Origin of the sequence: Flagellimonas sediminis (assembly GCF_010500845.1) — a bacterium.
In the GTDB taxonomy this organism is placed as follows: Bacteria; Bacteroidota; Bacteroidia; order Flavobacteriales; family Flavobacteriaceae; genus Flagellimonas; species Flagellimonas sediminis.
Genome location: NZ_JAAAMI010000010.1, coordinates 35,517 through 59,679 on the forward strand (window position 1 = coordinate 35,517; position 24,163 = coordinate 59,679).

24 protein-coding genes are annotated in these 24,163 nt (G+C 40.9%); 8 read left to right on the forward strand and 16 right to left on the reverse strand.

The window, feature by feature from the left end; genetic code table 11:
• Nucleotides 1-41 precede the first annotated feature (41 nt).
• Nucleotides 42-1,793: a DNA polymerase III subunit gamma/tau gene (locus GTK07_RS16235; protein WP_163636375.1), complete on the forward strand. Its 1,752-nt coding sequence runs from the start codon at nucleotides 42-44 to the stop codon at nucleotides 1,791-1,793.
• A 52-nt stretch (nucleotides 1,794-1,845) separates the two neighbouring features.
• Nucleotides 1,846-2,427: a MiaE family protein gene (locus GTK07_RS16240; RefSeq protein ID WP_163636288.1), complete on the forward strand. Its 582-nt coding sequence runs from the start codon at nucleotides 1,846-1,848 to the stop codon at nucleotides 2,425-2,427.
• On the opposite strand, the gene GTK07_RS16245 is transcribed toward GTK07_RS16240, so the two are convergent.
• From GTK07_RS16245 to pyrR, 9 genes are all read right to left on the reverse strand, one after another.
• A complete protein-coding gene (locus GTK07_RS16245) occupies nucleotides 2,424-3,311 on the reverse strand; it encodes a Ppx/GppA phosphatase family protein (protein ID WP_163636289.1) in 888 nt (295 codons plus the stop codon). The two genes, GTK07_RS16240 and GTK07_RS16245, sit on opposite strands and share 4 nt — an antisense overlap.
• Nucleotides 3,312-3,322: 11 nt before the next feature.
• A complete protein-coding gene (gene ppk1 / locus GTK07_RS16250) occupies nucleotides 3,323-5,398 on the reverse strand; it encodes a polyphosphate kinase 1 (RefSeq protein ID WP_163636290.1) in 2,076 nt (691 codons plus the stop codon).
• A complete protein-coding gene (locus tag GTK07_RS16255) occupies nucleotides 5,399-5,887 on the reverse strand; it encodes a SixA phosphatase family protein (RefSeq protein ID WP_163636291.1) in 489 nt (162 codons plus the stop codon).
• 10 nt (nucleotides 5,888-5,897) lie between these two features.
• Complete coding sequence (gene pdxH / locus GTK07_RS16260; protein ID WP_163636292.1) at nucleotides 5,898-6,545, reverse strand: pyridoxamine 5'-phosphate oxidase; 648 nt, start codon at nucleotides 6,543-6,545, stop codon at nucleotides 5,898-5,900.
• A gap of 296 nt (nucleotides 6,546-6,841) precedes the next feature.
• Entirely contained in the window at nucleotides 6,842-7,747 is a 906-nt protein-coding gene (locus GTK07_RS16265; protein WP_163636293.1) for a ribonuclease Z, read from the reverse strand.
• 45 nt (nucleotides 7,748-7,792) lie between these two features.
• On the reverse strand, nucleotides 7,793-8,149 hold the full coding sequence (locus tag GTK07_RS16270) for a four helix bundle protein (RefSeq protein ID WP_203583827.1): 357 nt from the start codon (nucleotides 8,147-8,149) through the stop codon (nucleotides 7,793-7,795).
• 33 nt (nucleotides 8,150-8,182) lie between these two features.
• Nucleotides 8,183-8,515: a ribonuclease Z gene (locus GTK07_RS16275; protein ID WP_163636294.1), complete on the reverse strand. Its 333-nt coding sequence runs from the start codon at nucleotides 8,513-8,515 to the stop codon at nucleotides 8,183-8,185.
• 1 nt (nucleotide 8,516) lies between these two features.
• Nucleotides 8,517-9,443 (reverse strand): aspartate carbamoyltransferase catalytic subunit, encoded by a 927-nt coding sequence (locus GTK07_RS16280; protein WP_163636295.1) that lies wholly within the window; start codon nucleotides 9,441-9,443, stop codon nucleotides 8,517-8,519.
• Nucleotides 9,444-9,449: 6 nt separating this feature from the next.
• A complete protein-coding gene (gene pyrR, locus GTK07_RS16285; RefSeq protein WP_163636296.1) occupies nucleotides 9,450-9,986 on the reverse strand; it encodes a bifunctional pyr operon transcriptional regulator/uracil phosphoribosyltransferase PyrR in 537 nt (178 codons plus the stop codon).
• Between the two features lie 170 nt (nucleotides 9,987-10,156).
• On the opposite strand from pyrR, the gene GTK07_RS16290 reads away from it, so the two are divergent.
• Nucleotides 10,157-10,651, forward strand: coding sequence for a hypothetical protein (locus GTK07_RS16290; protein WP_163636297.1), 495 nt, complete (start codon nucleotides 10,157-10,159; stop codon nucleotides 10,649-10,651).
• An 83-nt stretch (nucleotides 10,652-10,734) separates the two neighbouring features.
• Here GTK07_RS16290 and rpsA read toward each other — a convergent pair whose 3' ends face one another.
• The gene (gene rpsA, locus GTK07_RS16295; protein ID WP_163636298.1) at nucleotides 10,735-12,567 is read right to left on the reverse strand and encodes a 30S ribosomal protein S1; all 1,833 of its coding nucleotides are present in this window, start codon (nucleotides 12,565-12,567) and stop codon (nucleotides 10,735-10,737) included.
• Between the two features lie 261 nt (nucleotides 12,568-12,828).
• Between rpsA and GTK07_RS16300 the strand changes: the two genes are divergently transcribed.
• Nucleotides 12,829-13,209 (forward strand): LysM peptidoglycan-binding domain-containing protein, encoded by a 381-nt coding sequence (locus GTK07_RS16300; RefSeq protein ID WP_119647148.1) that lies wholly within the window; start codon nucleotides 12,829-12,831, stop codon nucleotides 13,207-13,209.
• A 280-nt stretch (nucleotides 13,210-13,489) separates the two neighbouring features.
• Here GTK07_RS16300 and cmk read toward each other — a convergent pair whose 3' ends face one another.
• Both cmk and lon read right to left on the reverse strand, forming a co-directional pair.
• Nucleotides 13,490-14,188 carry a (d)CMP kinase gene (cmk, locus tag GTK07_RS16305; RefSeq protein WP_163636299.1) on the reverse strand — a complete coding sequence of 233 codons (699 nt, stop codon included), beginning with the start codon at nucleotides 14,186-14,188 and terminating at the stop codon, nucleotides 13,490-13,492.
• A gap of 53 nt (nucleotides 14,189-14,241) precedes the next feature.
• The gene (gene lon, locus GTK07_RS16310) at nucleotides 14,242-16,683 is read right to left on the reverse strand and encodes an endopeptidase La (RefSeq protein WP_163636300.1); all 2,442 of its coding nucleotides are present in this window, start codon (nucleotides 16,681-16,683) and stop codon (nucleotides 14,242-14,244) included.
• Between the two features lie 226 nt (nucleotides 16,684-16,909).
• On the opposite strand from lon, the gene GTK07_RS16315 reads away from it, so the two are divergent.
• Genes GTK07_RS16315 through GTK07_RS16330 form a run of 4 tightly spaced genes read left to right on the forward strand, consistent with a single transcriptional unit; the run spans nucleotide 16,910 to nucleotide 19,865 of the window.
• Nucleotides 16,910-17,473 (forward strand): RNA polymerase sigma factor, encoded by a 564-nt coding sequence (locus GTK07_RS16315; protein ID WP_163636301.1) that lies wholly within the window; start codon nucleotides 16,910-16,912, stop codon nucleotides 17,471-17,473.
• A complete protein-coding gene (locus GTK07_RS16320; protein WP_163636302.1) occupies nucleotides 17,470-18,027 on the forward strand; it encodes a hypothetical protein in 558 nt (185 codons plus the stop codon). The genes GTK07_RS16315 and GTK07_RS16320 overlap by 4 nt, the downstream gene beginning before the upstream one ends.
• The gene (locus tag GTK07_RS16325) at nucleotides 18,008-19,105 is read left to right on the forward strand and encodes a DUF4097 family beta strand repeat-containing protein (protein WP_163636303.1); all 1,098 of its coding nucleotides are present in this window, start codon (nucleotides 18,008-18,010) and stop codon (nucleotides 19,103-19,105) included. Before GTK07_RS16320 ends, GTK07_RS16325 begins: the two co-directional genes overlap by 20 nt.
• Before the next feature lie 34 nt (nucleotides 19,106-19,139).
• Nucleotides 19,140-19,865 carry a head GIN domain-containing protein gene (locus tag GTK07_RS16330; protein ID WP_163636304.1) on the forward strand — a complete coding sequence of 242 codons (726 nt, stop codon included), beginning with the start codon at nucleotides 19,140-19,142 and terminating at the stop codon, nucleotides 19,863-19,865.
• 98 nt (nucleotides 19,866-19,963) lie between these two features.
• Here the strand turns inward: GTK07_RS16330 and GTK07_RS16335 are convergent, their stop codons facing one another.
• The 4 genes from GTK07_RS16335 to GTK07_RS16350 form a co-directional block, all read right to left on the reverse strand.
• The gene (locus GTK07_RS16335) at nucleotides 19,964-21,511 is read right to left on the reverse strand and encodes a serine hydrolase domain-containing protein (protein WP_163636305.1); all 1,548 of its coding nucleotides are present in this window, start codon (nucleotides 21,509-21,511) and stop codon (nucleotides 19,964-19,966) included.
• A gap of 179 nt (nucleotides 21,512-21,690) precedes the next feature.
• Nucleotides 21,691-22,083, reverse strand: a complete 393-nt coding sequence (locus tag GTK07_RS16340) for a DUF1398 domain-containing protein (protein WP_163636306.1) — start codon at nucleotides 22,081-22,083, stop codon at nucleotides 21,691-21,693.
• 163 nt (nucleotides 22,084-22,246) lie between these two features.
• Complete coding sequence (locus GTK07_RS16345) at nucleotides 22,247-22,879, reverse strand: hypothetical protein (protein ID WP_163636307.1); 633 nt, start codon at nucleotides 22,877-22,879, stop codon at nucleotides 22,247-22,249.
• Nucleotides 22,880-23,076: 197 nt separating this feature from the next.
• Nucleotides 23,077-24,150, reverse strand: coding sequence for an FAD-dependent monooxygenase (locus GTK07_RS16350; RefSeq protein WP_163636308.1), 1,074 nt, complete (start codon nucleotides 24,148-24,150; stop codon nucleotides 23,077-23,079).
• Nucleotides 24,151-24,163: the final 13 nt, after the last annotated feature.

Consider the following 24,163-nt stretch of genomic DNA (forward strand, 5'->3'; position numbering starts at 1 on the left):
GAAGCTATTTTTATATTTGTAAAAACTCTATTTTTCCTCCATTGGAACCATTTGTCGTATCAGCTCGTAAATACCGTCCCCAGACGTTTAAGGATGTAGTGGGCCAAGAGGCCATTACCAATACCTTGCTGAACGCCATTGATAACAACCATCTGGCGCAGGCCCTCTTGTTCTGCGGTCCCAGGGGAGTGGGAAAAACTACTTGTGCAAGAATCTTGGCCAAAAAAATCAACCAAGATGGCACGGAACGAGAAGATGAGGATTTTGCTTTCAATATTTTTGAACTGGATGCGGCTTCCAATAACTCGGTAGACGACATTCGAAACTTGATAGACCAAGTTAGGATTCCTCCACAGGTGGGAAAATACAAGGTCTATATCATCGACGAGGTGCATATGTTGTCGCAATCCGCCTTCAATGCCTTTTTGAAGACTTTGGAGGAACCACCCAAACATGCCATTTTTATTTTGGCCACTACGGAAAAACACAAAATCATCCCCACCATATTGTCCCGTTGCCAAATCTTTGATTTTAAGCGAATAACGGTAAAGGATGCCTCGGAATACCTCAAATATATTGCGGAGCAACAAGGGGTTGAAGCAGAGGAAAGTGCACTACATATTATTGCCCAAAAAGCGGACGGTGCCATGCGCGATGCCTTGTCCATTTTTGATCGTGTGGTCAGTTTTTCAGGAAAACAACTGACCCGTAAGGCGGTTACTGAAAACCTGAATGTTCTGGATTATGACATCTACTTTGCAGCCACCGATTTGATTTTGCAAAACAATATTCCCGAGCTTTTGGTGCTTTTCAACAATACATTGTCGCTTGGTTTTGATGGGCATCATTTTATATCCGGCCTGGCCTCCCATTTCAGGGATTTGATGGTGTGCCAACACCCTGATACCCTAAACCTATTGGAAGTCGGTGATGATGTAAAAATGCAATATCAGGAACAGGCCAAAAAGGCGCCTAAGGAATTCCTTTTGAAGGCCATTGATATAGCCAATGATTGTGATTTGAAGTACAAGGCAAGTAAGAATCAACGGTTGTTGGTAGAGCTCTCGCTCATGAAATTGGCGTCCATCACTTTCGATGGAGAAAAAAAAAACTCTAATTTCATAATACCAGCCTCTTTTTTCGGAAAAAGAGAACCTGCGGCCAAAATGGTCCAGAGCAATGGTTCCGTGCAAAAATCTTTGCCGGAAACCGATCAAAATCAGCCTGATGTAGAAGTTTTAGAGGAAGAATTGGTCAATGAACCTATTGAATCCGTTAGCGAGCCTGCAAAGGAATACCAACCACCAAAAAAAATACAGATCGGCAATTTGGAAAAGCGGGTTTCCGGTCTATCTCTTTCCAGCATCAAGATCAAAAAGGAGCATGAAAACACCAAAGCTCCTGAAATAGCCCATGAAGATTTGCCCAAGGATTCTTTTTCAGAAGAGGAGATGCAAAAGCACTGGGATGACTTTGTGCATCAACTAGAAAACCAAGGTAGGAAAATATTGGCCAGTAACTTTCAGACAGATGTCCCCAAGCTTAAAAATGGAGAGGTTATTTGGATTGAACTGCCCAACGGTACCATGAAAAAGGAAATAGAGCGGGAGCAAAACCTGATGTTGGATTACCTTAAACAAAAGCTCAACAACTACTCCATCACCCTTCAAATCACGGTGAATGAGGAGGTAGCCAAAAAATTTGCCTTTACCCCTGCCGAGAAATACGAAAAACTGCGGGAAAAGAATCCGGCCATTGAATTGCTTCGCAAAGAATTCGACCTTGATTTTTAGGGTAAGGCCCCTTACCCGTATCTTTGTACCTTAAAATTTCAAAATACCGTTCATGTTAGGCCTTAAATTACCAACGGACCCCAGATGGGTGAATATTGTGGAAAAGAATATTGAGGAAATCCTCACCGATCATGCGTATTGTGAGCAAAAAGCAGCCAGTACCGCCATTTCCCTAATCATAGGTTTCCCTGAAAAATCGGAATTGGTAAAAGAAATGACAGCTCTTGCCCGTGAAGAAATGGGCCATTTTAACATGGTGCATGATAAAATCATAAACAGAGGCTGGGTTCTAGGTCGGGAACGCAAAGATGAATATGTAATTGAACTGATGAAATTTTTCCCAAAAGGCGGAAGCAGGGAAACCCATCTGGTACACAAACTGTTATATGCTGCTTTGATCGAGGCCAGAAGCTGCGAGCGTTTTCGTTTGCTTTCCGAAGAAATTCAGGATGAGGAACTTTCCGAATTCTACCGAAACCTAATGGTGAGCGAAGCGAACCACTACACCATGTTCCTCAAATTTGCCCGCAAATATGGACATAAGGAGGAAGTAGACCAAAAATGGCAAGATTTGCTGGATTACGAGGCGAGTTTAATGAAAGATTTGGGCAAAAAGGAAACCATGCATGGTTAATCCTTCTGGTAGTACAACATTTTGATCATACCATCTACCAATCCTATTTTTGGTACGTGGATTTTCGTAGCCTTGCCCCATTTGGCCGCGTTCAGGAATATTTTAATGGCAGGAATGATCACATCGGCCCTATCCTGATTAAGGCCCAAAACCGCAACCCTATCCTCATAGGCCATATTGTTCAAAAATTGGTATTGCCCTTTTATCCAAATATAAGAAAGGGGCTGCCCCAACTTTCGCCCGGACATTTTATGCAATTTGTTGATGTTTCCACCCGAACCGATGATCTCTACGGTTCCATCCAAAGGAATATTGGACTTGATCCAAGTTTTTACTTCTTCCCAAACCGAATCTTCAACCAGGTTGTTCAACAATCTAACGGTACCTATTTTAAATGAACGGGAAACCTTTGGCGCACCTTTTTCAAAAATGGTAAACTCGGTACTACCGCCACCAACATCCACATAGAGATAATACCTGTCCATTTTGATGATATCCTTCAAATCAGTGGAAGCAATGATCATGGCCTCTTTTTTACCATCAATGATCTCTATAGGCATCCCGGTTTCCTTGATGACCCTCTGTACCACCTCTACCCCATTTTTGGCCTCGCGCAAGGCAGATGTGGCACAGATCATAAACTTTTCAATGCCGTACACCTGCATCAAATAGTTGAATGACTTCATGGTCTTGACCAACCGTGACTCACTTTTTGGAGAAATTTCACCCCGAATAAAGGCATCCTCACCCAAACGCACGGGCACACGTACCAACTCACTCTTTTTGAAGATGGTAGGTTTATCTTTTTGTTCTATCACATTGTTGATGAGCAGCCTAATGGCGTTCGAACCAATATCAATGGCGGCAAATTTGCGGACTACCAAATAGTGCGGTGTTAGGATTCCAATTTCTTTTGATAATAATAATACATCTCAAACTGAGACCTCAATTCTGCTTCACCTGTTGTGCGTTTTCTATAGGCATTGTCTTGTTTGGCTGAAAAAATACGGGCCTTGAGATTGTCCCTCCACGAAATATCGAAAGTATCCAAAAGTTCTTGGCGGATGTCCGGATCATAGATTGGGCATCCTACCTCTACCCTAAAGTCGAGGTTACGGGTCATCCAATCGGCTGATGAGATATAAATTTTTGGGTCTCCCCCATTTCCAAAAACAAACATTCGGGGGTGTTCCAAAAACTTGTCCACAATGCTAATGGCCTCAATATTCTCGCTCATACCTTCCACACCCGGAATAAGGCAACATATGCCTCTCACGATCATTTGAATCTTCACTCCCGCCCTACTGGCCTCATATAACTTGTCCACCATTTGGTAAGAAGTGAGGCTGTTCATCTTTATTTTGATATAGGCTTCCTTACCATGCTTGGCGTTGGCTATTTCCTTGTCTATCAACTTTATGAAGGTAGACTTGGTATAGTGCGGTGACACAACCAAGTGTTTGTATTTATTTATCTTATAGTTGGTTTCGAAGAACTCGAACACCTTGCTCATATCCTTCAGGATACCCTCATGGGCGGTGAACAGGGTATAATCCGTGTAAATCTTGGCTGTGGATTCGTTAAAGTTTCCGGTACTTATAAAACCATAGCGTTTCAATTCACCGGCTTCCTCACGTTCCACCATACAAATCTTACTGTGCACCTTTAATCCGGGAACACCAAAAATCAAATTGACTCCTTCCGCTTGAAGATAGTTGGCGTATTCGATGTTGTTCTGCTCATCAAACCTTGCCTGTAGTTCAATCTGTACGGTTACCTGTTTCCCGTTCTTTACGGCATTGATCAGAGCGGATGCTATCTGGCTATCGCTCGCCAAACGATAAATAGTGATTTTGATAGTACGGACTTTCGGGTCGAGAGCCACTTCCCTCAAAAATTTAGTCACGTAACTAAACGTATGATAAGGCGCATAGATCATATAATCCTTATGGGCAATCATATCCAAGAGACTTCCCTTCATGCTCAGCCCCTTTACCGGTAGCGGGTCGATCTTTTCATACATAAGATCATGTCTTCCCAAACTGGGGAATCCCATGTAATCCCTTCTGTTGTGGTATCGACCGCCGGGAATGACACTATCGGTACCCATGATATCCATTTTTTCCTTAAGGAACTGCAGCGTATCCTTGTCGATTTTCTTGTCGTACACGAATCTAACCGGATCACTGATCTTACGGTGCTCCACACTGGTAGAGATCTTTTCGATAAAGCTCTTGCTCAAGTCGTTGTCTATATCCAACTCGGCATCCCTTGTAATCTTGATCATATGGGCCGAAATGGACTCAAACTCGAACATGGTGAACACATTGTCCAAACAGAACCGGATCAAATCATCCAACATAATGATGTAATCCTTATCACCCTCTTTCGGAAGCACAACAAATCGGTCAATGCCTTTGGGGATTTCGATTAGGGCATAGCGGTTATGTTTACCCGCACCTGACCCATTTTTCATCACAATTTTCACTGCCAAGTAGGCCGCAGTATCCTTCAAAAGGGGAAATTCATTCAAATCGTTCAGGATGATGGTCATCAGCTCCTGGTTCACCTTTTTGAAAAAGTAATCCCTGATGAATTCTGCCTGGCTCTCGGTTACCTCCCTCTCGTTGATGATGAAAATATTTTCCTGCCGTAATTCCTTTTCAATGGCTTTAAAAATTTCCAAACTACGGGCCTGTTGGGCAATCACAATTTTGGTAATCTCTTCCAAAAGGTCCTTTGCCCTTTCACCCCCCAACACACTCTTACCGGTTTTACCCGCCTCCACAATGCGTTTTACCGTAGCATAGCGAACTTTGAAGAATTCATCGAGATTGTTACTAAAAATTCCTAAAAAGCGAAGACGGTCAATCAGTGGTACTTTTTTGTCGTTGCTTTCTTGAAGCACCCGAGCATTAAATTGTAGCCAGCTTATTTCCCGGTTTATATATTCATTTTTTGTTTTGACCATTTATTTATTCAAGTGTTTTGGAAAGACCATTTGTTTAGTGGTCCCCTTTGAGATACGGGACCAATCATCCACATCAAAAGTAATGTAGACAAGCCCTGCCGTGGGAACGTTTTCAATATACTGATCTCCCCAGCTATTTGCAAGCGAAGTAAAGGCATAATTATGTCCAAAAATGGCCACGGTATGCAAATTATTGTCCAAGTTGGAAACAAATTGTTGCACACCATCACCAGAGAAATCATAGAGGGATTTTTCTACCTTGAATTGGGCAAGATCCAAACCTAGGTTTCGGACAAAGATCATACTGGTATGAAGGGCACGAATGGCAGGGCTGGAAAATGCGAAATCCAACTTGGGGGCATGCATCCGGAAGGTGTTGGAAACCACATTGGCATCCTTTATACCCTTTTCCTGCAACGGTCTGTCTTTATCGGAAACATCATAATCCCAAGTGGATTTACCATGCCGCATCAAAATAATCTGTTTCATATTAGTTTATTTATGGAGCCAATCGTTCTATTTTCCAATCGTAATCTTCTTGAAGGGTATATCGTATCCTATCATGGAGCCTGTTGGGCCTTCCTTGCCAAAATTCCATGGAAATCGGGCGAACCAAATAGCCACCCCAATGGGCAGGACGTTCCACTTCTTTCCCCTCATAAGCCTTTTCCAAATCTTTCAATGCTTTCTCCAACACCTCTCTGGAAGGTACCACCTCACTTTGATTGGATACCACAGCTCCCAACTGGCTGCCAACGGGCCGCGATTCAAAATAACCGTCCGATAGATTCTCCGCAATCTTTTCCGCTGTGCCTTTTATGATGACCTGACGTTCCATATTAGGCCAAAAAAAAGACAAACACACCGAAGGATTCTTAGCAATTGCCTTTCCTTTTTCGCTGTTATAGTTAGTGTAAAAGATAAAACCCTCGTGGGTGTATTTTTTCATCAACACGACCCTATTCTTGGGAAAACCATCCAATCCTATGGTGGATACGTTCATGGCATTCGCTTCATCCACCCCATCGGAAGCTTCTACTTCATAAAACCATTTTTGGAATTGCTCCAACGGATTTTCCTTAATGGAATCTTCGGTCAATTCGCTTTTTTCGTATGATTTCCGGTAATTGCCAAGGTCTTTTTGCATGTTGTGAAGTTCGTTAAAATTCGAATGTCTTCAAAGCATGAAATGATAATTCAATTGAGGTTGGTATAGGGTTGTTATTAAGGGTGAAGGGTAAAGGGTTAAAGATTGATGGTTCAGGGTTAAAAGAAAAAAACTGGATTATTTTGAGCGCAGTCTAGATATCCCATAAACCAAGGATTACCAAATAAACTTGAAGGACAAATTATCGTTACTCGTCAAAATTAGATTTCCCATCTCAACGCTTATTCGAAAATGACATGTTTGGCTCCAAATTGAGAATACCAAATACCGCAATCCTAGAGATCAAAAACCTTACCGTCATCGGCGAGTTCCACTTTTGGGAAAACAGTCAACGCTTCTTCCTTAAATAATTCAATGGATTTGTAGCGGGTGGAATAATGCCCCAAAATCAATTGGTCCGCGTTGGCCGACTTGGCAATTTGTGCAGCTTGCTTGGCCGTGGAATGCTTGGTCCGGTCGCAAAGATGGGCCTCGGTCTCCAAAAAGGTGGATTCATGATACACTGCATCCACCCCCTTGATCAAAGGAACAACGGATTCATTATATACAGTATCGCTACAGAAAGCATAGCTTTTGGGTTTGGGCGGGTTGTGTGTCAGTTTTTTATTAGGTATCAACTTACCATTTTCATCCATGGCATCGTTCCCTTTTTTAATATTGTTGAATTGGCTCCGATCTATACCATAGCGTTGGGCCGCTTCCACATTCAATGTTCGTGGGGCCTCCTTTTCCTTGAACAAAAAACCATTGGTATACACTCGGTGTTCCAACGGTATGGTTCGGACAGAAACCTTACTGTCTTCCATAATGAGTTCCGACTCCTTCGATTCCAACTCATGAAAGATTAGGGGATAATTGGTCCAGGAATCTCCCAATTTCAGGAACAGGCTCACTGCCTCCTTGATACCTTTCGGACCATACACATGGAGTTCCTTTTCCCTTCCCAACAACCTAAACGTGGAAATAAGTCCGGGCAATCCGAAGAAATGATCGCCATGCAAATGGGAAATGAAAATATGGTTTATGCGAGAAAATTTCACTTTGTATTTTCTCAATTGTACTTGTGTTCCTTCACCGCAATCGATCAAAAAAAGATGGTTCTGGATTTCGAGTACCTGGGATGTAGGGTTGGTAAACGTTCTGGGTGTTGCCGAGTAGCAGCCTAGTATGGTTAATTTCACTAATGGTAAATTAAAAATGGAAAGTTAAAAACTATCCATTGGAATTTAAACATTCTGTTTTGAGGACTTTACGATAGAAGCTAGAAGTTTAATGATTTGAACAATTTCATTGTTTACCTCGTCATAGTCATAATTTTCTACAAAACCAGACTTGTTCAACAAGTCCAACCAATATCTTGTTTCATTGGCTTCTTTTAAAGAAATAGACATTTTATGAATAAAATCCTTCTTACTCTCTGCATGTTCAGCTTCACGAACCAATGCTCCGATGGCAGTTCCTGATCTCAATAGCTGCTTTGAAAGTACGAATTCCTTTTGTTTTGTTTCCAAAAGTTTGGTGAGCCGAACAATTTTCAATGCAAAATCAAAACTTTTTTGTTGAATGATGTTCTCTTTGACCAAATGGATTCGTTTTCAATTTATAATTTTCAATTCTTAAATGTCCAAATCGCGTTCTATTTCTTCCATTTCGATAAGATCCATGGCTTCCTGTAAAGTGGGCACCAAACTTATTTCATCGGGAATCTCGTCATAGGAAACCTTGTCGGTGACCAAAACAAATGATTTTCCAGAGTGTTTGTGCACGTTAGACAAATCCAAGAATTCCAAGATATCGTTGGCCGAAATCTTGTTGAAAGAAAACAGGTTGACAACAATATGATCGTGTTTCAACTTGGGATAAGCATTGTTCAGGTTTTCCATGAAGGTCGAGAGCGAGGTCTTCTCCTGGAAAACAATGGTCGTGGTTCCGTCCTTGTCGAAAATCATCTTACTTAATTTTTGATGCCAATAAATAGAGTACTGCCATACGGATCGCCACTCCATTTTCCACTTGATGCAGAATGATGGATTGGTCGGAATCCGCCACATCACTTGTGATTTCCACACCACGGTTTATAGGCCCAGGGTGCATGATCACAATCTGTTTGTCCAAGCTGTCCAACAGCTGCTTATTTACCCCGAATTGTTGGGTATATTCTCTGGTTGAAGGAAAGTAACTAATGTCCATACGCTCGTTCTGAACGCGAAGCATGTTCGCTACATCGCACCATTCCAATGCTTTGCGCAAATCCGTTTCCACTTCTACTCCTAAAGAGGTTATATATTTAGGAATCAATGTTTTAGGTCCGCAAACTTTTACATTGGCTCCCTGCAGTTTTAGGGCGAATATATTGGATAGTGCTACCCTGGAATGCAGGATATCACCAACAATAACAATGTTTTTACCCCCAACTTCCCCTAACTTCTCGCGGATGGAAAATGAATCCAACAAAGCCTGGGTAGGATGTTCATGTGCTCCATCCCCAGCATTTACGATGGAAGCCTTTACGTGTTTGGAAAGAAAGATGCCCGCTCCCGGGTTGGGATGCCGCATCACCACCATATCCACTTTCATGGATAGGATGTTGTTCACGGTATCGATCAAGGTTTCCCCTTTTTTCACCGAAGATTGTGCTGCGGAGAAGTTCACCACATCTGCCGACAACCGTTTTTCGGCCAGCTCAAAAGAAAGCCGTGTACGCGTACTGTTCTCAAAAAAGATGTTGGCTATGGTGATGTCCCGAAGGGTTGGGACCTTTTTTATGGATCTATTGATAACCTCCTTAAAATGGTCGGCGGTTTCAAAAATGAGCTGTATATCCTTTTTGTTCAGATACTTGATTCCCAACAAGTGGTTTACGCTCAATTCGCTCATTTTCTTCTATTTGCTAACTAAATAAACAATATCCTCCCCGTCATTTTCTTCCCACATCACCTTAACTTTCTCCTTATTGATGGCATCTACCTGCCTACCCCTATAGTTGGGCTGAATGGGCAAATGCCTGCTAAATCTCCTATCGATCAAGGTCAGCAATTCTATGCTCTTGGGCCTTCCGAAGGATTGAATGGCCGTAAGGGCCGCCCGAATACTTCTTCCCGTATAGAGCACATCATCAATAAAGACCACTTTTTTGTCCTCCACCAGAAAATCCATTTTGGTGGAATTGGCTTTTAGGATTTCTCCCCTTCCAAAATCATCCCTAAAAAAGGTAATGTCCAAAAAACCAAGGGCAATGTCCTTCACCTTGTACTCCGTTTTCAGGATCTTGGCCAATCTTTCGGCCAAAAAAACGCCCCGTGGTTGTATACCCACCAGTGCGGTATCCTTAAAATCGAGATGGTTTTCCAAGAGCTGACAGGCCAGCCGGTGCAGTATGATGTTGATCTCTTTGGAAGTAAGCAGTACTTTTTGGCTCATAAAAGATGTGACCGAAACAGATTTTGTAAAAGTATTAATTTAAAATGAAAGATTTGTCAAGACAGGTGCAATGGAAATCCAATGTTAATTTTTAAACAATTTTGTAATCTTTTTCTTTCTTAATTGTAATCTTTTATATATTTAAGGATAACCATTTAAAATCATTAATTATGAAAAAAGCAGTTTTAGTTTTATACGCAGTGGCCATTGGATTTTTGGTCCTTAGTTTTGAGAATCCTAAAAAAAAGTATCCTAGTCATTTATCCGATGAATTGATTACGTTTTTCGAAAGTGAATATTTGACCACGATTGAAAATGAATCACTCAATTCGCTATTAGAAAAGAATTTCTCCCCATTATTTGACAATGTAGATTATGTCCATGCACAAAAAAATGAAGAATTAGGCTATTATTATATAGTATATGCAAAAAAAGACGGTGAACCGATTATTAAATTATTAAAAATCAATGAATCTGATATTCAAAATGAAACGTATACCTACATTGATTTTACAAATATCGAGGTGAACAGTCAAACAATTTATTGCAGACAAAGTATTAGTACTCTTCCAAATGCGTGTCCATTGGAGTGCAGTTATAATACAAATGGATGTCGTGGATTTGAATGCGGAGTTTATGTAGAGGGTGAATGTGTTCAAGAATAATTTAACTAAATACAAAGTTCAAGATTTAAAATAAAAAAGCCCCGACTGTTTCCAGCGGGGCTTCCTTTATATAAGAAATGTGATTATTTCTTTTTGGCAGCTGCCTCCATTTTGTCTTTCAACGCCTGTAATTGGGCATTGGCATCACCTAATGTTGGTGCTGCTTCATCAGAAGTGGAAGTCCTGCCTTTGGCAGCTTTCACATTCTTCTCTTCTTGCTCCCTAAAGATAGCGGTGTGGCTGGCCACAACTCGTTTGAAATCTTTGTTGAACTCAATGATCTTGAACTCGGCCGTTTCACCTTTTACAAGTTTCTTACCGTCTTCTTTTTCCATGTGTCTTGATGGAACAAATCCAACGATATCCTCGTTAAAGTTGATGGTAGCACCTTTGTCAACCACCTCAGCGATAGAAGCAGTGTGAACGGTACCTTCACCGAAATCCTCGGAATATTTATCCCATGGGTTGGCTGTGGTCTGTTTGTGACCCAAGCTCAACTTACGACCTTCAACGTCCAATTCCAAAACTTCCACCTCCAAAGTATCGCCCACGGCAACAAACTCGGATGGGTGCTTGATTTTCTTGGTCCAAGAAAGGTCAGAGATGTAGATCAAACCGTCGATTCCTTCTTCCAACTCTACGAATACACCGAAGTTGGTGAAGTTCCTTACGATTCCCTTGTGCTTGGAACCTACAGGGTACTTGGAAGTGATGTCGGTCCATGGATCTGGAGTCAATTGCTTGATGCCCAAAGACATTTTGCGCTCTTCCCTATCCAAAGTCAGAACAACAGCCTCAACCTCGTCCCCTACGTTTACGAAATCCTGTGCAGACCTCAAGTGGGTAGACCAAGACATTTCAGAAACGTGGATCAAACCTTCAACACCATCAGCTACTTCGATAAAGGCACCGTAATCAGCAATAACCACTACTTTACCTTTTACCTTGTCTCCTACTTTGATCTCATCCCCAAGGGCATCCCATGGGTGTTTCTCCAACTGCTTAAGACCCAATTGGATCCTAGATTTGTTATCATCGAAATCAAGGATTACCACGTTCAATTTCTGGTCAAGTTCAACAACCTCGTTGGGGTGGTTGATACGGCTCCAAGAAAGGTCGGTAATGTGGATCAAACCATCCACACCTCCAAGGTCGATAAAGACTCCGTAAGAAGTGATGTTTTTCACAACACCTTCCAATACTTGGCCTTTTTCCAACTGACCTATGATCTCTTTTTTCTGTTCTTCGATATCCGCTTCGATCAAAGCTTTGTGAGATACCACTACATTCTTGAACTCGTGGTTGATCTTCACTACTTTGAACTCCATGGTCTTACCTACGTACTGATCGTAATCACGGATAGGTTTCACGTCGATTTGGGAACCAGGCAAGAACGCCTCAATTCCGAATACATCCACGATCATACCACCTTTGGTACGACATTTAACGTAACCTTGTACGATTTCTTCCTTGTCATGGGCATTGTTCACACGATCCCAGGCCTTGATGGTTCTGGCTTTTCTGTGTGATAGCACCAATTGACCGGTCTTATCTTCGCGAATGTCAATAAGTACCTCTACTTTGTCACCAACCTTAAGGTTAGGGTTGTAACGGAACTCGTTCAAGGAGATAACCCCTTCAGACTTTGCGTTGATGTCGATGATGGCCTCACGGTCGGTCATGTGAACCACTGTTCCTTCCACTACTTCCTCATCGGCAGTGTCCACAAAATTTTCCTCAACAAGATTTTCGAATTCCTTAAGCTTGCTATCGTCTACACGCTCAATTCCTTCTTCATACTTGTCCCAGTCAAAATTTTCAAGAAATTCTTTTGGATCTTGTTGGGCCTGAGTTGCCTCTTTTACTTGTGCTGTGGCAGTTTCAGTTGCCTCAACGGTTGTTTTTTCTTCAGCCATGTGCTGATTTAAAATTTGTATTCCACGTTTTACAAGAGTTGAACAATTACCGCGGAAGTGGTTTTTACATAGATTTTAAATTCCCTTCTCCTCTTGCTGCTTTGTTAAAAAAGGAGTGCAAAAATACAATTAAATTCTTGATTCACAAAGTATCTGGACGAAAGGTTGGCCCCAAAAAAACTATAACCATTATTTAACTGGAAAATTTGCGGTTTATAGCTATCTTGAAGGTTCTAATTGTTAACTATAAAAATTACTATTATGAGTGTAAAAGCAAAGTATCAACCCGTTTTGGATCTAGGCCTAAAATTGAACGTCAAGGACGGCGATGTTTCGGAAGAAAATGGCGTTTTGAAGATAAAGGGAATGACATCAACTCCTTATGAAAAAAACTTGTTGTGGGACAAGATCAAGGAGATCGGCGGTGAGCACCCCAGTGATATCAAGGCCAATATTACAGTGGAAGACGATTCCGTTTACGCGCGCCACACCGTAAAAAGCGGCGAATCGTTGAGCAAGATTGCCAAGCACTACTATGGCGATGCCATGAAGTACAAACAGATCTTTGAGGCCAACACCAATATTTTGAAGAATCCTGACCTGATCCACCCCGATCAGGTGTTGGTCATCCCGAATTTGTAGAAAAATTTGTCAATTCGATTGCAGTCAAGAACTTGCTTACATCTCGACTGCGCTCGATGTGACAATTCTAAGAACATTAGGCGCCTCAGGGCGTCTTTTTGTTTCACTATGAATTCAAAGCAATCAAAAGCGTGGTTGGGTCAATTCAAAAAACTCACCCATCCATTTACACTTGAATTAAAACCAGAAAAAAACTAACTTCACTTATCGGTCGATATAAATCATTAAAACGATTCATATCTAATTACGATAAGTGCAATTTGAAATTTTATTAAATTTTTCACCCCTTCTTCGCAATCACGCGTTGGGCAAAGTCGTGTACCCTTTCAAACTGTTCTTCCAGTCCCATATCACTGTTGTCAAATTCAATGGCGTCCTTGGCTTTTTTAAGCGGTGAAATGCTTCGGGTTGAATCGATGAAATCCCTTTCCTGTACATTTTTGAGCACCTCGGCATAGCTTACCTCTTCCCCGTTGTCCAACAGTTCCTTATACCTTCGGGCGGCCCGGGTCTCAGGGGAGGCCGTCATGAACAGCTTGAGTTCTGCTTCGGGGAAAACCACGGTACCGATATCCCTACCATCCATCACAATACCCTTGTCCTTGCCCATTTGCTGCTGCATCTTTACCAGCTTTTCCCGGACTTCCTTTATGGCGGAAACCTTGCTCACCTTCCCAGAAACCCTCATAGATCGAATCTCTTCTTCCACATTCTGTCCGTTCATGTGCATATCAGAACGACCTGTTTCGGAATTGGGGACAAATTTTAGTGCAATACCAGGCAAAGCCTCAATCAATTTGGGTGCCTTGATCTCACCCTTTTCATTGATCAAATCGTGGTCCAATGCATAAAGCGTCACCGCCCTGTACATGGCCCCTGTGTCCACATAAATATAGTTCAGCGATTTGGCCAACCGTTTGGCGATGGTGCTTTTTCCTGTTGATGAATATCCGTCAATTGCTATTGTAATTTTTCCCATGCGCCAAAAATAGGCAGAAATGTCATTATAATTTTATGACACCTATCATCCAACTACAGCGTTTTGGCGTTTTTCACCTTTTGATCGGTCACGGCAATATCAATCACCTCACTCATGTCGGTCACGTAATGGAAGGTAAGTCCTTTAAGATAATCCGCCTTGATTTCCTCAATATCCTTTTTGTTTTCCTCGCACAGGATAATCTCTTTGATTCTTGCTCTTTTCGCGGCCAAGATCTTTTCCTTGATACCACCCACTGGCAATACCTTACCCCTTAGGGTAATCTCACCGGTCATGGCCAGGCTCTTTTTCACCTTTCGTTGGGTAAATAGTGACACCAATGAGGTAAGCATGGTAATCCCCGCACTAGGGCCGTCTTTTGGAGTCGCTCCCTCAGGCACGTGGATGTGCACATTGTATTTATCGAACACATCAGGGTCTATACCAAAAGTTTCCGCATTCGATTTGATGTACTCCATGGCAATGGTAGCGGATTCCTTCATCACCTGGCCCAAATTACCGGTAATGTTGAGTTGTCCCTTTCCTTTGGAAAGAATGGACTCGATAAAAAGGATATCGCCTCCCACACTGGTCCACGCCAAACCGGTGACCACACCGGCCACTTCATTGTTCTCATACTTGTCACGTTCCAATCGGGCTGGACCCAATATTTTCTCTACATCCTCATTGGAGACCTTAATATTATACTCCTCCTCTATGGCGATGGATTTTGCAGCATAGCGAACCATTTTGGCCAATTGCTTTTCCAAGTTACGAACCCCGGATTCCCTAGTGTAGCCTTCCACAATCTTTTCCAATTGTGCTTTGCCTATCTTCAAATCACTGGCAGAAAGTCCGTGTTCCTTCAATTGCTTGGGCAATAAATGACGTTTGGCGATTTCTACTTTCTCCTCGATGGTATAACCGGTCACGTTGATGATCTCCATACGATCCAACAAAGCAGGTTGAATGGTAGACAAGCTATTTGCCGTGGCAATGAACATGACTTTGGAAAGATCATAGCCCATTTCCAAGAAGTTATCGTGGAATTCGTTGTTCTGTTCGGGATCCAACACTTCTAGCATAGCCGAAGAGGGATCTCCCTGATGACTGTTGGAAAGCTTGTCTATCTCATCCAAAATAAAAACTGGATTGGATGTCCCTGCCTTCTTCAAACTTTGCACCACCCTGCCGGGCATGGCACCGATATAGGTTTTCCTGTGCCCACGGATCTCAGCCTCGTCACGCAATCCGCCCAAGGACATTCTCACGTATTCCCTACCCAATGCTTCTGCCACGGATTTGCCCAGAGAGGTCTTACCTACCCCGGGAGGTCCGTACAGACAGAGAATAGGCGATTTCATATCGTTCCTCAATTTAAGAACGGCCAAATATTCAATGATCCTTCGTTTTACATCTTCCAAACCATAATGATCGCGATTCAAAATCTGCTGCGCTCTTTTTAGGTCGAACTTGTCCTTGGAATAATTGTCCCACGGCAAATCCAAAATGAGGTCCAAATAATTGCGTTGGATGGAATATTCGGCAACTTGGGGATTCATGCGCTGCATTTTGGCCAGTTCCTTTTCAAAATGTTCCCGCACTTTTTTGCTCCATTTTTTACCTTTGGCCTTTTCGCGCATCTCGTCCACCTCTTCCTCATAGGATATGCCCCCCAGCTCTTCTTGGATGGTCTTCATCTGCTGGTGAAGGAAATACTCCCTTTGCTGTTGGTCCATATCGCTGCGGACCTTGCTTTGGATATCGTTGCGAAGTTCCAGTTTTTGAAGTTCCATGTTCATATACTTCAGGGTGGCCAATGCTCTTTCCTGAAGATTGGGAATCTCCAACAATTGTTGTTTCTCAGCAACCGAAAGGTTCAGGTTGGAGGATACGAAATTGATCAGGAACGAATTGCTCTGAATATTTTTGATGGCAAAAGTGGCCTCACTGGGAATATTTGGGTTGTCCTTTATGATCCTAAAGGCTAAATCCTTGATAGAATCGATGATGGCCTCAAACTCCTTACTGCCTTTGATCGGTCTTTCCTCGTTCGCCTCCTTGATCTTGGCGGTCAAATAGGGTTTTTCTGAAACGATGTCCTCGATCTGGAACCTTTTTTTACCTTGAATGATAACAGTGGTATTGCCATCGGGCATCTGCAACACCCTAAGAATGCGGGCAACCGTTCCCAAAGTATTGATATCTTCCACCCCAGGGTTCTCGGTCAGTTCATCCTTTTGGGATACCACACCAATGGTCTTGTTTCCATTGTTGGCGTCCTTGATCAAGTTAATGGATTTGTCCCTTCCGGCTGTAATGGGAATTACAACCCCTGGAAACAAGACTGTATTACGAAGGGGTAGTACGGGCAAGGTTTCAGGCAGCTCCTCGTTGATCATCTGCTCCTCATCTTCAGGGGTAAGTAGTGGAATCAATTCCGCATCCTCGTCCAGTCCCTGAAAGTCAATATTGTCAAATTTTGATATTTTCATCTCTCCTGTATCTGCTTTTCGGTCATTTTGTCATAATCGACAAAAAAACATCAAATTAAATCTAATCAAAAACCAATTCAACATCCTCATTTTCAATAATAATGATAGCTTTTTCAGTTTTTATCTTCTCTTAAAAGGCAATTCCTATGCCATTAAAAAGCATTTTTTTAGAAAAAAGTGTAACAATTGGTAAATTCCATAATCTATAAGACAAACCATTCATTTTTTGAGCCACATAAATGAACATATTGATGCACTGCTCGAGTTGTGCAAAAAGGGAAAACCAAGTGCGCAATTAGAGATTTACAATCGCTACTATAAGGCTATGTACAATACTGCCTATAGGATTGTAAAAGATCCGGCCGAGGCCGAGGATGTGATGCAGGAATCGTTCCTGAGCGCATTCACCAAATTGGATACCTTCAAGGGAGACGTCACCTTTGGGGCATGGTTAAAACGGATCGTGATCAATAACAGTATCCATCATTACAAAAAGCAGCAGAAAAATTGGGCTGTGGATTTGGATGATGTAATGTACAAGGTCGAAGATAATGACGGAGTTGCTTCGGATCAAAATGGTTATACAGAACTGAAGGCTCAAAAAGTAATGGAAACCATGAAAAGTTTGAAAGACAATTACAGAGTTTCTTTGACCTTACATTTGATTGAAGGGTACGATTACGAAGAAATAAGTGAAATAATGAACATTAGCTATGCTAATTGTAGAACCACCATTTCGAGGGCCAAGGAAAGCCTGAGAAAAAAATTAACCTTAAATGTGCAGTCATGAAGGATAATATAGATCATCTGTTTGAAAGATTCCGAGGGGAGTTTGACATTGAGGAGCCTCAAAGTGGGCACCGAGAACGATTTTTGGAAAAATTGAACCAGGCCAACGGCACGGTTTCCATAAACAAAAAGAGACCTACTTGGTGGAAACCGCTCTCCATAGCAGCTTCGGTGGCCTTGGTGGCCCTGTTGGGATATCAAGCCTTTGGTCCCACACTTTCCTTGAAGGAACAAGTAGTGGAAATTGCCCCAGAAGTGTCCAAGACCGAGTTCTATTTTGCCAACGTGATCGAACAGCAGGTACAACAACTAAAAGACGAAAAAACACCAGAGACCGCCCAATTGGTGGACGACACTTTGGCACAATTACAAAGATTGCAGAAAGATTATACGGCACTTGAGCGCGACTTGGTCAACGGGGGGGACAGTAAAATTATCCTAAATGCCATGATCATCAATTTTCAGACCCGTATCGATTTATTGAAAGAAGTTTTGAGCCAAATAGAAAACATCAAGAATTTAAAATCACAAAAAGATGAAAGCTTTATCATTTAAAAATATCCTTTTCGCTTTGGCTTTGTTACCCATTGCCATACATGCAAGTGTAGACCACGACAACATGGAGGGTAAATACACCAAGGAGAAAACCATTAAAAAGGAATTCAACGTAAACTCCGATGCTCTTTTTAAAGTGAGCAACAGTTACGGTAACCTCAACATTACCTCTTGGAACGAAAACCGGGTGGAGATCGAGGTGCACATCAAGACCAATGGCAACAACGAGGAGCGTGTGTTGGAACGTTTGAACGAAATAGATGTGGAATTTGAGAACAGTTCCAGCATGGTATCCGCCAGAACCCTGTTCGGGGACCGCAACAATGGCTGGGGATGGAACTGGGGCAAACGCAACAGTGTGAGCGTACAGGTGAACTACACTATTAAACTACCTGTAAAAAACAGTGTAAACCTCAATAATGATTACGGTAGCATTTTCTTGGACCGTATTGATGGGCATGCCAAGATCAGCTGTGATTATGGCAAAATGGAAATCGGTGAACTACGCGGGCGTAACAACGAACTCCGTTTCGATTATACCTCTAGATCTACTTTTGATTATATCAACAGTGCCGAAATCGTGGCAGATTACTCAGGCTTTACCATTGGAAAAGCAGGTGACCTGACCATAAAGGCAGATTACACCAATGCCGTAATCGAGGAGATGGGCAATCTAAACTACTCCAATGACTACGGCTCCCTAGAGGCCAAAGAGGTGAAAAATGTAGATGGCAATGGCGACTATATCGGCATTAAATTAGGTAAAGTGCATGGTAACGTTTCATTGATCAGCGATTACGGTTCCATTAAGATAGACCAATTGGCGCCTGATGCAGGAAACGTTGAGATACGGACCGATTACACGGGCATCAAAATTGGCTATCACCCCGATTACCATTTTGATTTTGAAATTTCCACCGAATACGCAGGTGTGAGCGGTAAGGACGATTTTGAGATCAACATCAGCAAGGAAAAATCAACCGAAAAATATTACAAAGGCTTCTACGGCAGTGAAAACTCAGGAAAAAGGGTAAGTATTACCAGCGACTACGGAGGCATCACATTTTATCAAAATTAATATCAAATCAAAAAACAGTTAAAAACACAAAATCATGAAAAAAATCATCACACTGGCACTTGCTTTGAGCGCAGTTACCGTTTCACAGGCACAATGGTGGAAAAGGGTAAAGGGGGACGGTAACTATGTTACCATTGAACGTTCGGTCGGGGAATATGACGGGGTTGCCCTTGCAGGGTGGTTCGATGTGGACCTAGTGGCCGGCAAGGAAGGTGAAATTATCTTGGACGGCGAGGCCAACCTTTTGGAATACATTCAAACCGAAGTAAAAAACGGAAAATTGGTAATCAAGACCGAGAACAACATCAACCTAAGGCCTTCTTCCTGGAACAGGGGCATCAAGATCACCGTTCCTGTGGAATCCATCAGTTCCGTAAGCCTTTCTGGATCGGGTGACATTGTGGGCAAGACTACCATTAAATCCAACGATTTCAGCACCAGTATTGCTGGCTCTGGGGACATCAGCTTAACGGTTGAGGCAGAGAATGTAGAAGCTTCCCTAGCAGGATCCGGCGACATTAATTTAGCTGGAAGAACCAATGATCTGGACGTTTCCGTATCTGGTTCTGGAGATATTAAGGCATACGAATTGGAGGCCGAAAATGTGAAGGCAAACGTTTCGGGTTCCGCGGATATCAAGGTTACGGCCAACCAATCCATCGACGCCAGGGTATCCGGTTCTGGTGACATCCATTATCGTGGCAACCCTAAAAAAATTAATACCAAATCATCAGGTTCAGGAGATATCTCCAAAGGCTGATCTGGAGTTTAGCACCAATCAAAAAACGTAAAAATGCCCCGAGATTCGGGGCATTTTTTTTGTGGATAACATGCACTTTTGAATGTAATAACCCGCAATTAATTATCGTCATTGTTAGGGATAGTGTTTTTTTCAATAGCATTGATTTTCTTCTTTATTTCAAAAAAAGTAGAATCAATGTCTTGAACTTTTTTGAAATTTATCAAGGCATTTACTGTATCTCCCATTGACAGTAATGCATCTGCGTAACTATCGTAAACATTAGCAGATTTTGGATATTCCTCCATATTCAATTTAAATATACCGATGGCCTCATCTACCTTTTTATCTTCAAGCAATTCATATCCTAGAAAATTAAGTTCATATTCATTAAAAACATAGTTATCCGGTTGCTCTGATTTTAGTTTTTTATAGTATAGTATGGAGGCTTTAATTCCTTCGTTCTGAACTTTTTTCCCTATTACGTCAGCAATAAATATTCTCGGGAATTTAGGTGGTTTGTTGTGTAGAATATCGATTAGACCATCATCCATATTGAAATACCTCGTATTGTTATTGGTTAATGTTATTATACAGTTATTTTCTTCTATTTCACGATAAATATTGGTTAAGAAACCTGCCCAACCACCCATGTGTTTGACTACTTTCTTATTGTTTGGTGATTTATCAATGAACCAACCAAAGCCATAATCCGTTAAATTTCCATTATTCAGTTTCCCTGGTGAAAATGCCTCCTCCAAAGTTTGTTTTGAAACAAGAACATCATTATATAATATTCTGTCCCATTTCATAAGGTCTTCCAAAGTAGAATATATTCCACCTTCTCCATAGGCACCATTTAGGTAATGGGAATCCGTAGTAAACCTGTTGATACCGTTAAATTTGGTCCCAAATCCAAAAACCCGATTTGGCATTTTATCATCAAAACCTGGGATATACTTATAAGCCAAAGTGCTAGTCATCTCAGCAGGTATAAAAATATGTTCTTGCAGATATTCATTAAATGACATACCAGAAATTCTTGAAATAATAGTAGCAAGTAAATTGTAACCAGTATTGCTATACTCCCATCTTTCTCCAGGTGTAAAATGGACAGTGGGTTTGTATTCACACAACATCATTATAACATCTTCATTGCCAGATATAAATTTTTCCGGGTCATCATATGCCAACTCTACTTTCCAATGTTCGTTCATGATCCTTGAGTAATCCGGCAAGCCAGAGGTATGATTCAGCAGATGTCTTACTGTTATTCCATTGTAGGGAAGCTCTGGTATAAAATCCCTTATGTCCTGTTCATACGTTAACTTACCTTCCTCTTTCAACATCATAATCCCCATGGCCGTAAATTGCTTGCTTACGGAGCCTAACCTAAAAACAGAATTCAGTTTCAATGAATCAATAGGTTCAAAATTTCCTATTCCGAATGTTCCCCGATATGCGATTTCGCCATTTTCTATGATTAGCGCATTTCCATTAAATTGTCCCCTATCATGTAATTCAGATAAATATGAATTGAATATTTCAGCTTTAGTTTGCGTGCTTGTTTCTGATTTGTTTTGAATTTGACCGCAGGTTATAAAAAAGGAAATTATTGGAATTATTGTAGCCGTAAATCTTAGGACATTGACTTTGCATATTTTCATAAGTAATTCTTTTGTTGGTAGGATTCCTCTTTATTTTGCCTAACTGTCTCGTGTATGGGAAGTAGTGGATTTTAACCCACTGAACTATCAGATAGCACACTTACCTTTGATTATCCTATACTTTTCAAATAGCACTATACCGCCAATGCTTGTACACTATGTTGGCTGTTCGCTGTATTCTATATGGTCGGTACAATTTCTACTAAGATTTCATTTCCTGCTTTATCATAGTAAGTGAAAGTCATTTTCTCAAGATTCACATTCCATTTTTCGATTCCTGTTTCTGCACAATGATTGCAGAATGTAAAATAATCGGTATTTCCCTTCTGGTGGATTTTTAAATATTCTCCAAATTTGTCTTTATCAGAAATGTCTGCAATTATTAAATTCCCGTATTTTGGTTTAGAGCTGGTTTGAAATCCATTTTCTCCAAAATATTCAGTGTGACTGTCAACAACCCAAGTTTCAAAAGATAAGACTCCTATACTCTTATTTTCTTGAATATAATTTGGGAAATCAGCTCCTGATTTAACTTTCCCGTGAGCAGATTCGATTTGTTCTACTGTAAACATTATGTCAAACTTTATTTTTTCTATTTATCGGATAATTACGGTCAACGGTTATCAACTATACGCAATAGGGATTTTTACTTCTGAACTTCCTGCGAAGGACTGAATTAAATTTAACACTTTTTGTCAATCAAAACCCTAAAAACCTCCATGTGTATGGGTGATTTTAGCGGGTCGTTTTTGACACTTGGTCAGTTTTGTTTTGATGAAAATCTTCAGCCTTCGTAAAATATTCGATAGTCAAAACCAACAGCATAAAACATAGAAAAGTGACTTTCTGCATTACAGCCAACAATCCCCAGTTCCCAGCACCATACAAATACAAAGTGGAATAAAAAATGAGTAGACCCACTATGCAAAACAACTTCAACCAGTGAATCTTTGTCCTTAAGACAAATATGGTAATGTAAAACAAACCTATCATGGTCAGTGTACTTGAAACCGTTACCATAATGTCATGCAGGGGGGTGGCAATAAGAAAGGTGAAAAGCATATTAACAACACCAATGGATATTAAAACCAACTTTGTATGCTTATGGGGTATTTTACGAGAAGTATGAATAAAGAAAAGTCCGTATCCAATTGAATTGAAAACCATACCGATAAGTGCCCAAATCCTTGAAGGGTTCTCAGAACCATTGAGTGCATTCGGTAAGAATAAGTTGCTGAAAAAATTCTTTGACCAGTCAAAGCCGACAGCATTTTTATCAAGGATTGAACCACCCGGATAATACAAGGTGGCAATAACAAGAAAAAGCCCGGAGATGATCACACATATTAAAACGGAGTACTTTTGCATTTGCTATCAGAACTTGATAATTACATGTATTAATTGTTTTTGAAACCATCATTGGTAAGCCCTCTAACGGTTTGGCTATGAAAAGTAGGCGATTTTGAAGTACCAAACTTTCAGTGAAGCACAAAGATTTATACGAGCCTCAAGCCTTGATTTTACTACTGTTTCGCCTATTTTTTATATACATTGTTGGCGGTAGTTTATTTATTAAATCTATTGTCAATTTCTTCTTGTGTTTTGGGAACAGTAAAGTTTAGTCCGTCAATAATTTTAGGCTGAATACTATCAACAAAAGGTCTGTACGATTCGTAATAGTTCAAAAATGCTGACCTATAATCTCCTCTTGACCCATATAGTGATTTTGCTAAAGTTGCAGAACCTTGAATAGCCAAAGTTGTTCCCATTCCTGTTGGAAATCCTGCGGTATATGCAGCATCTCCAACCAATGCAATGCGATTTATTGCCCAAGATGGCATTTTAATTTGGCAAATTTCATCAAAATATAAATTTTCGCTTTTGAGCATTAATTCTACAATTTGAGGGATTTTCCAGTCGCTGTTTTTTAAGTTATCCCTTAAAATCTGTTTCTGTTGTGTTTGATTTTTATAGTCGTAATTTAATTTGGGTGATCTGAAAATAACGATGGCTTGAGTTGAGTCTCTAAACGGGAAAAGACCAGCCATTCTGCCGGGTTCATTGTAAATTGTTCCTTCATTTGTTGGGATTTCTTTTGTTTCACAAGTGGCAAAATATGCTCCGAAGAAAACTGAAAAATTATCTTCGTTTCCAAAAATCATTTTCCTAACGGAAGAATGAGTTCCGTCTGCACCAAATACAAAGTCAAAGTTTCGATTTTCTCCATTTTTAAATGTAACATTTACTGTTTCATCGCTTTGTTCAATTATTGCTATCCTGTTCTGATAAAGAAATTCAACATTTTTTGGAATAATTTCTTCTAAAATATCTAATAAATCGTCCCTATCGATTTCAATATCATCTCCTTCCGAATGATTCCACGAGAAAAGTGTTTCATTTTTCGCATTTACCATTCTTTTGTTGAGGTTTACTGTCAGGCGTTTTGCTCTTATTTTTTCCAACAGCTCCATTTCTTTAACAATGTTCAAAGCTTCACCCCGTATTTCAATTGGGGAACCACCTTTTCTAATTCCAGAAGAAATTTCGACAAGGGTAACTTTGTAGCCAAATTTATTTAGCCAATATGCCAAAGTTAAACCTGCAAAGCTTGCTCCTGAAATTAAAACTGTTTTATCCATGTACATTTATCTG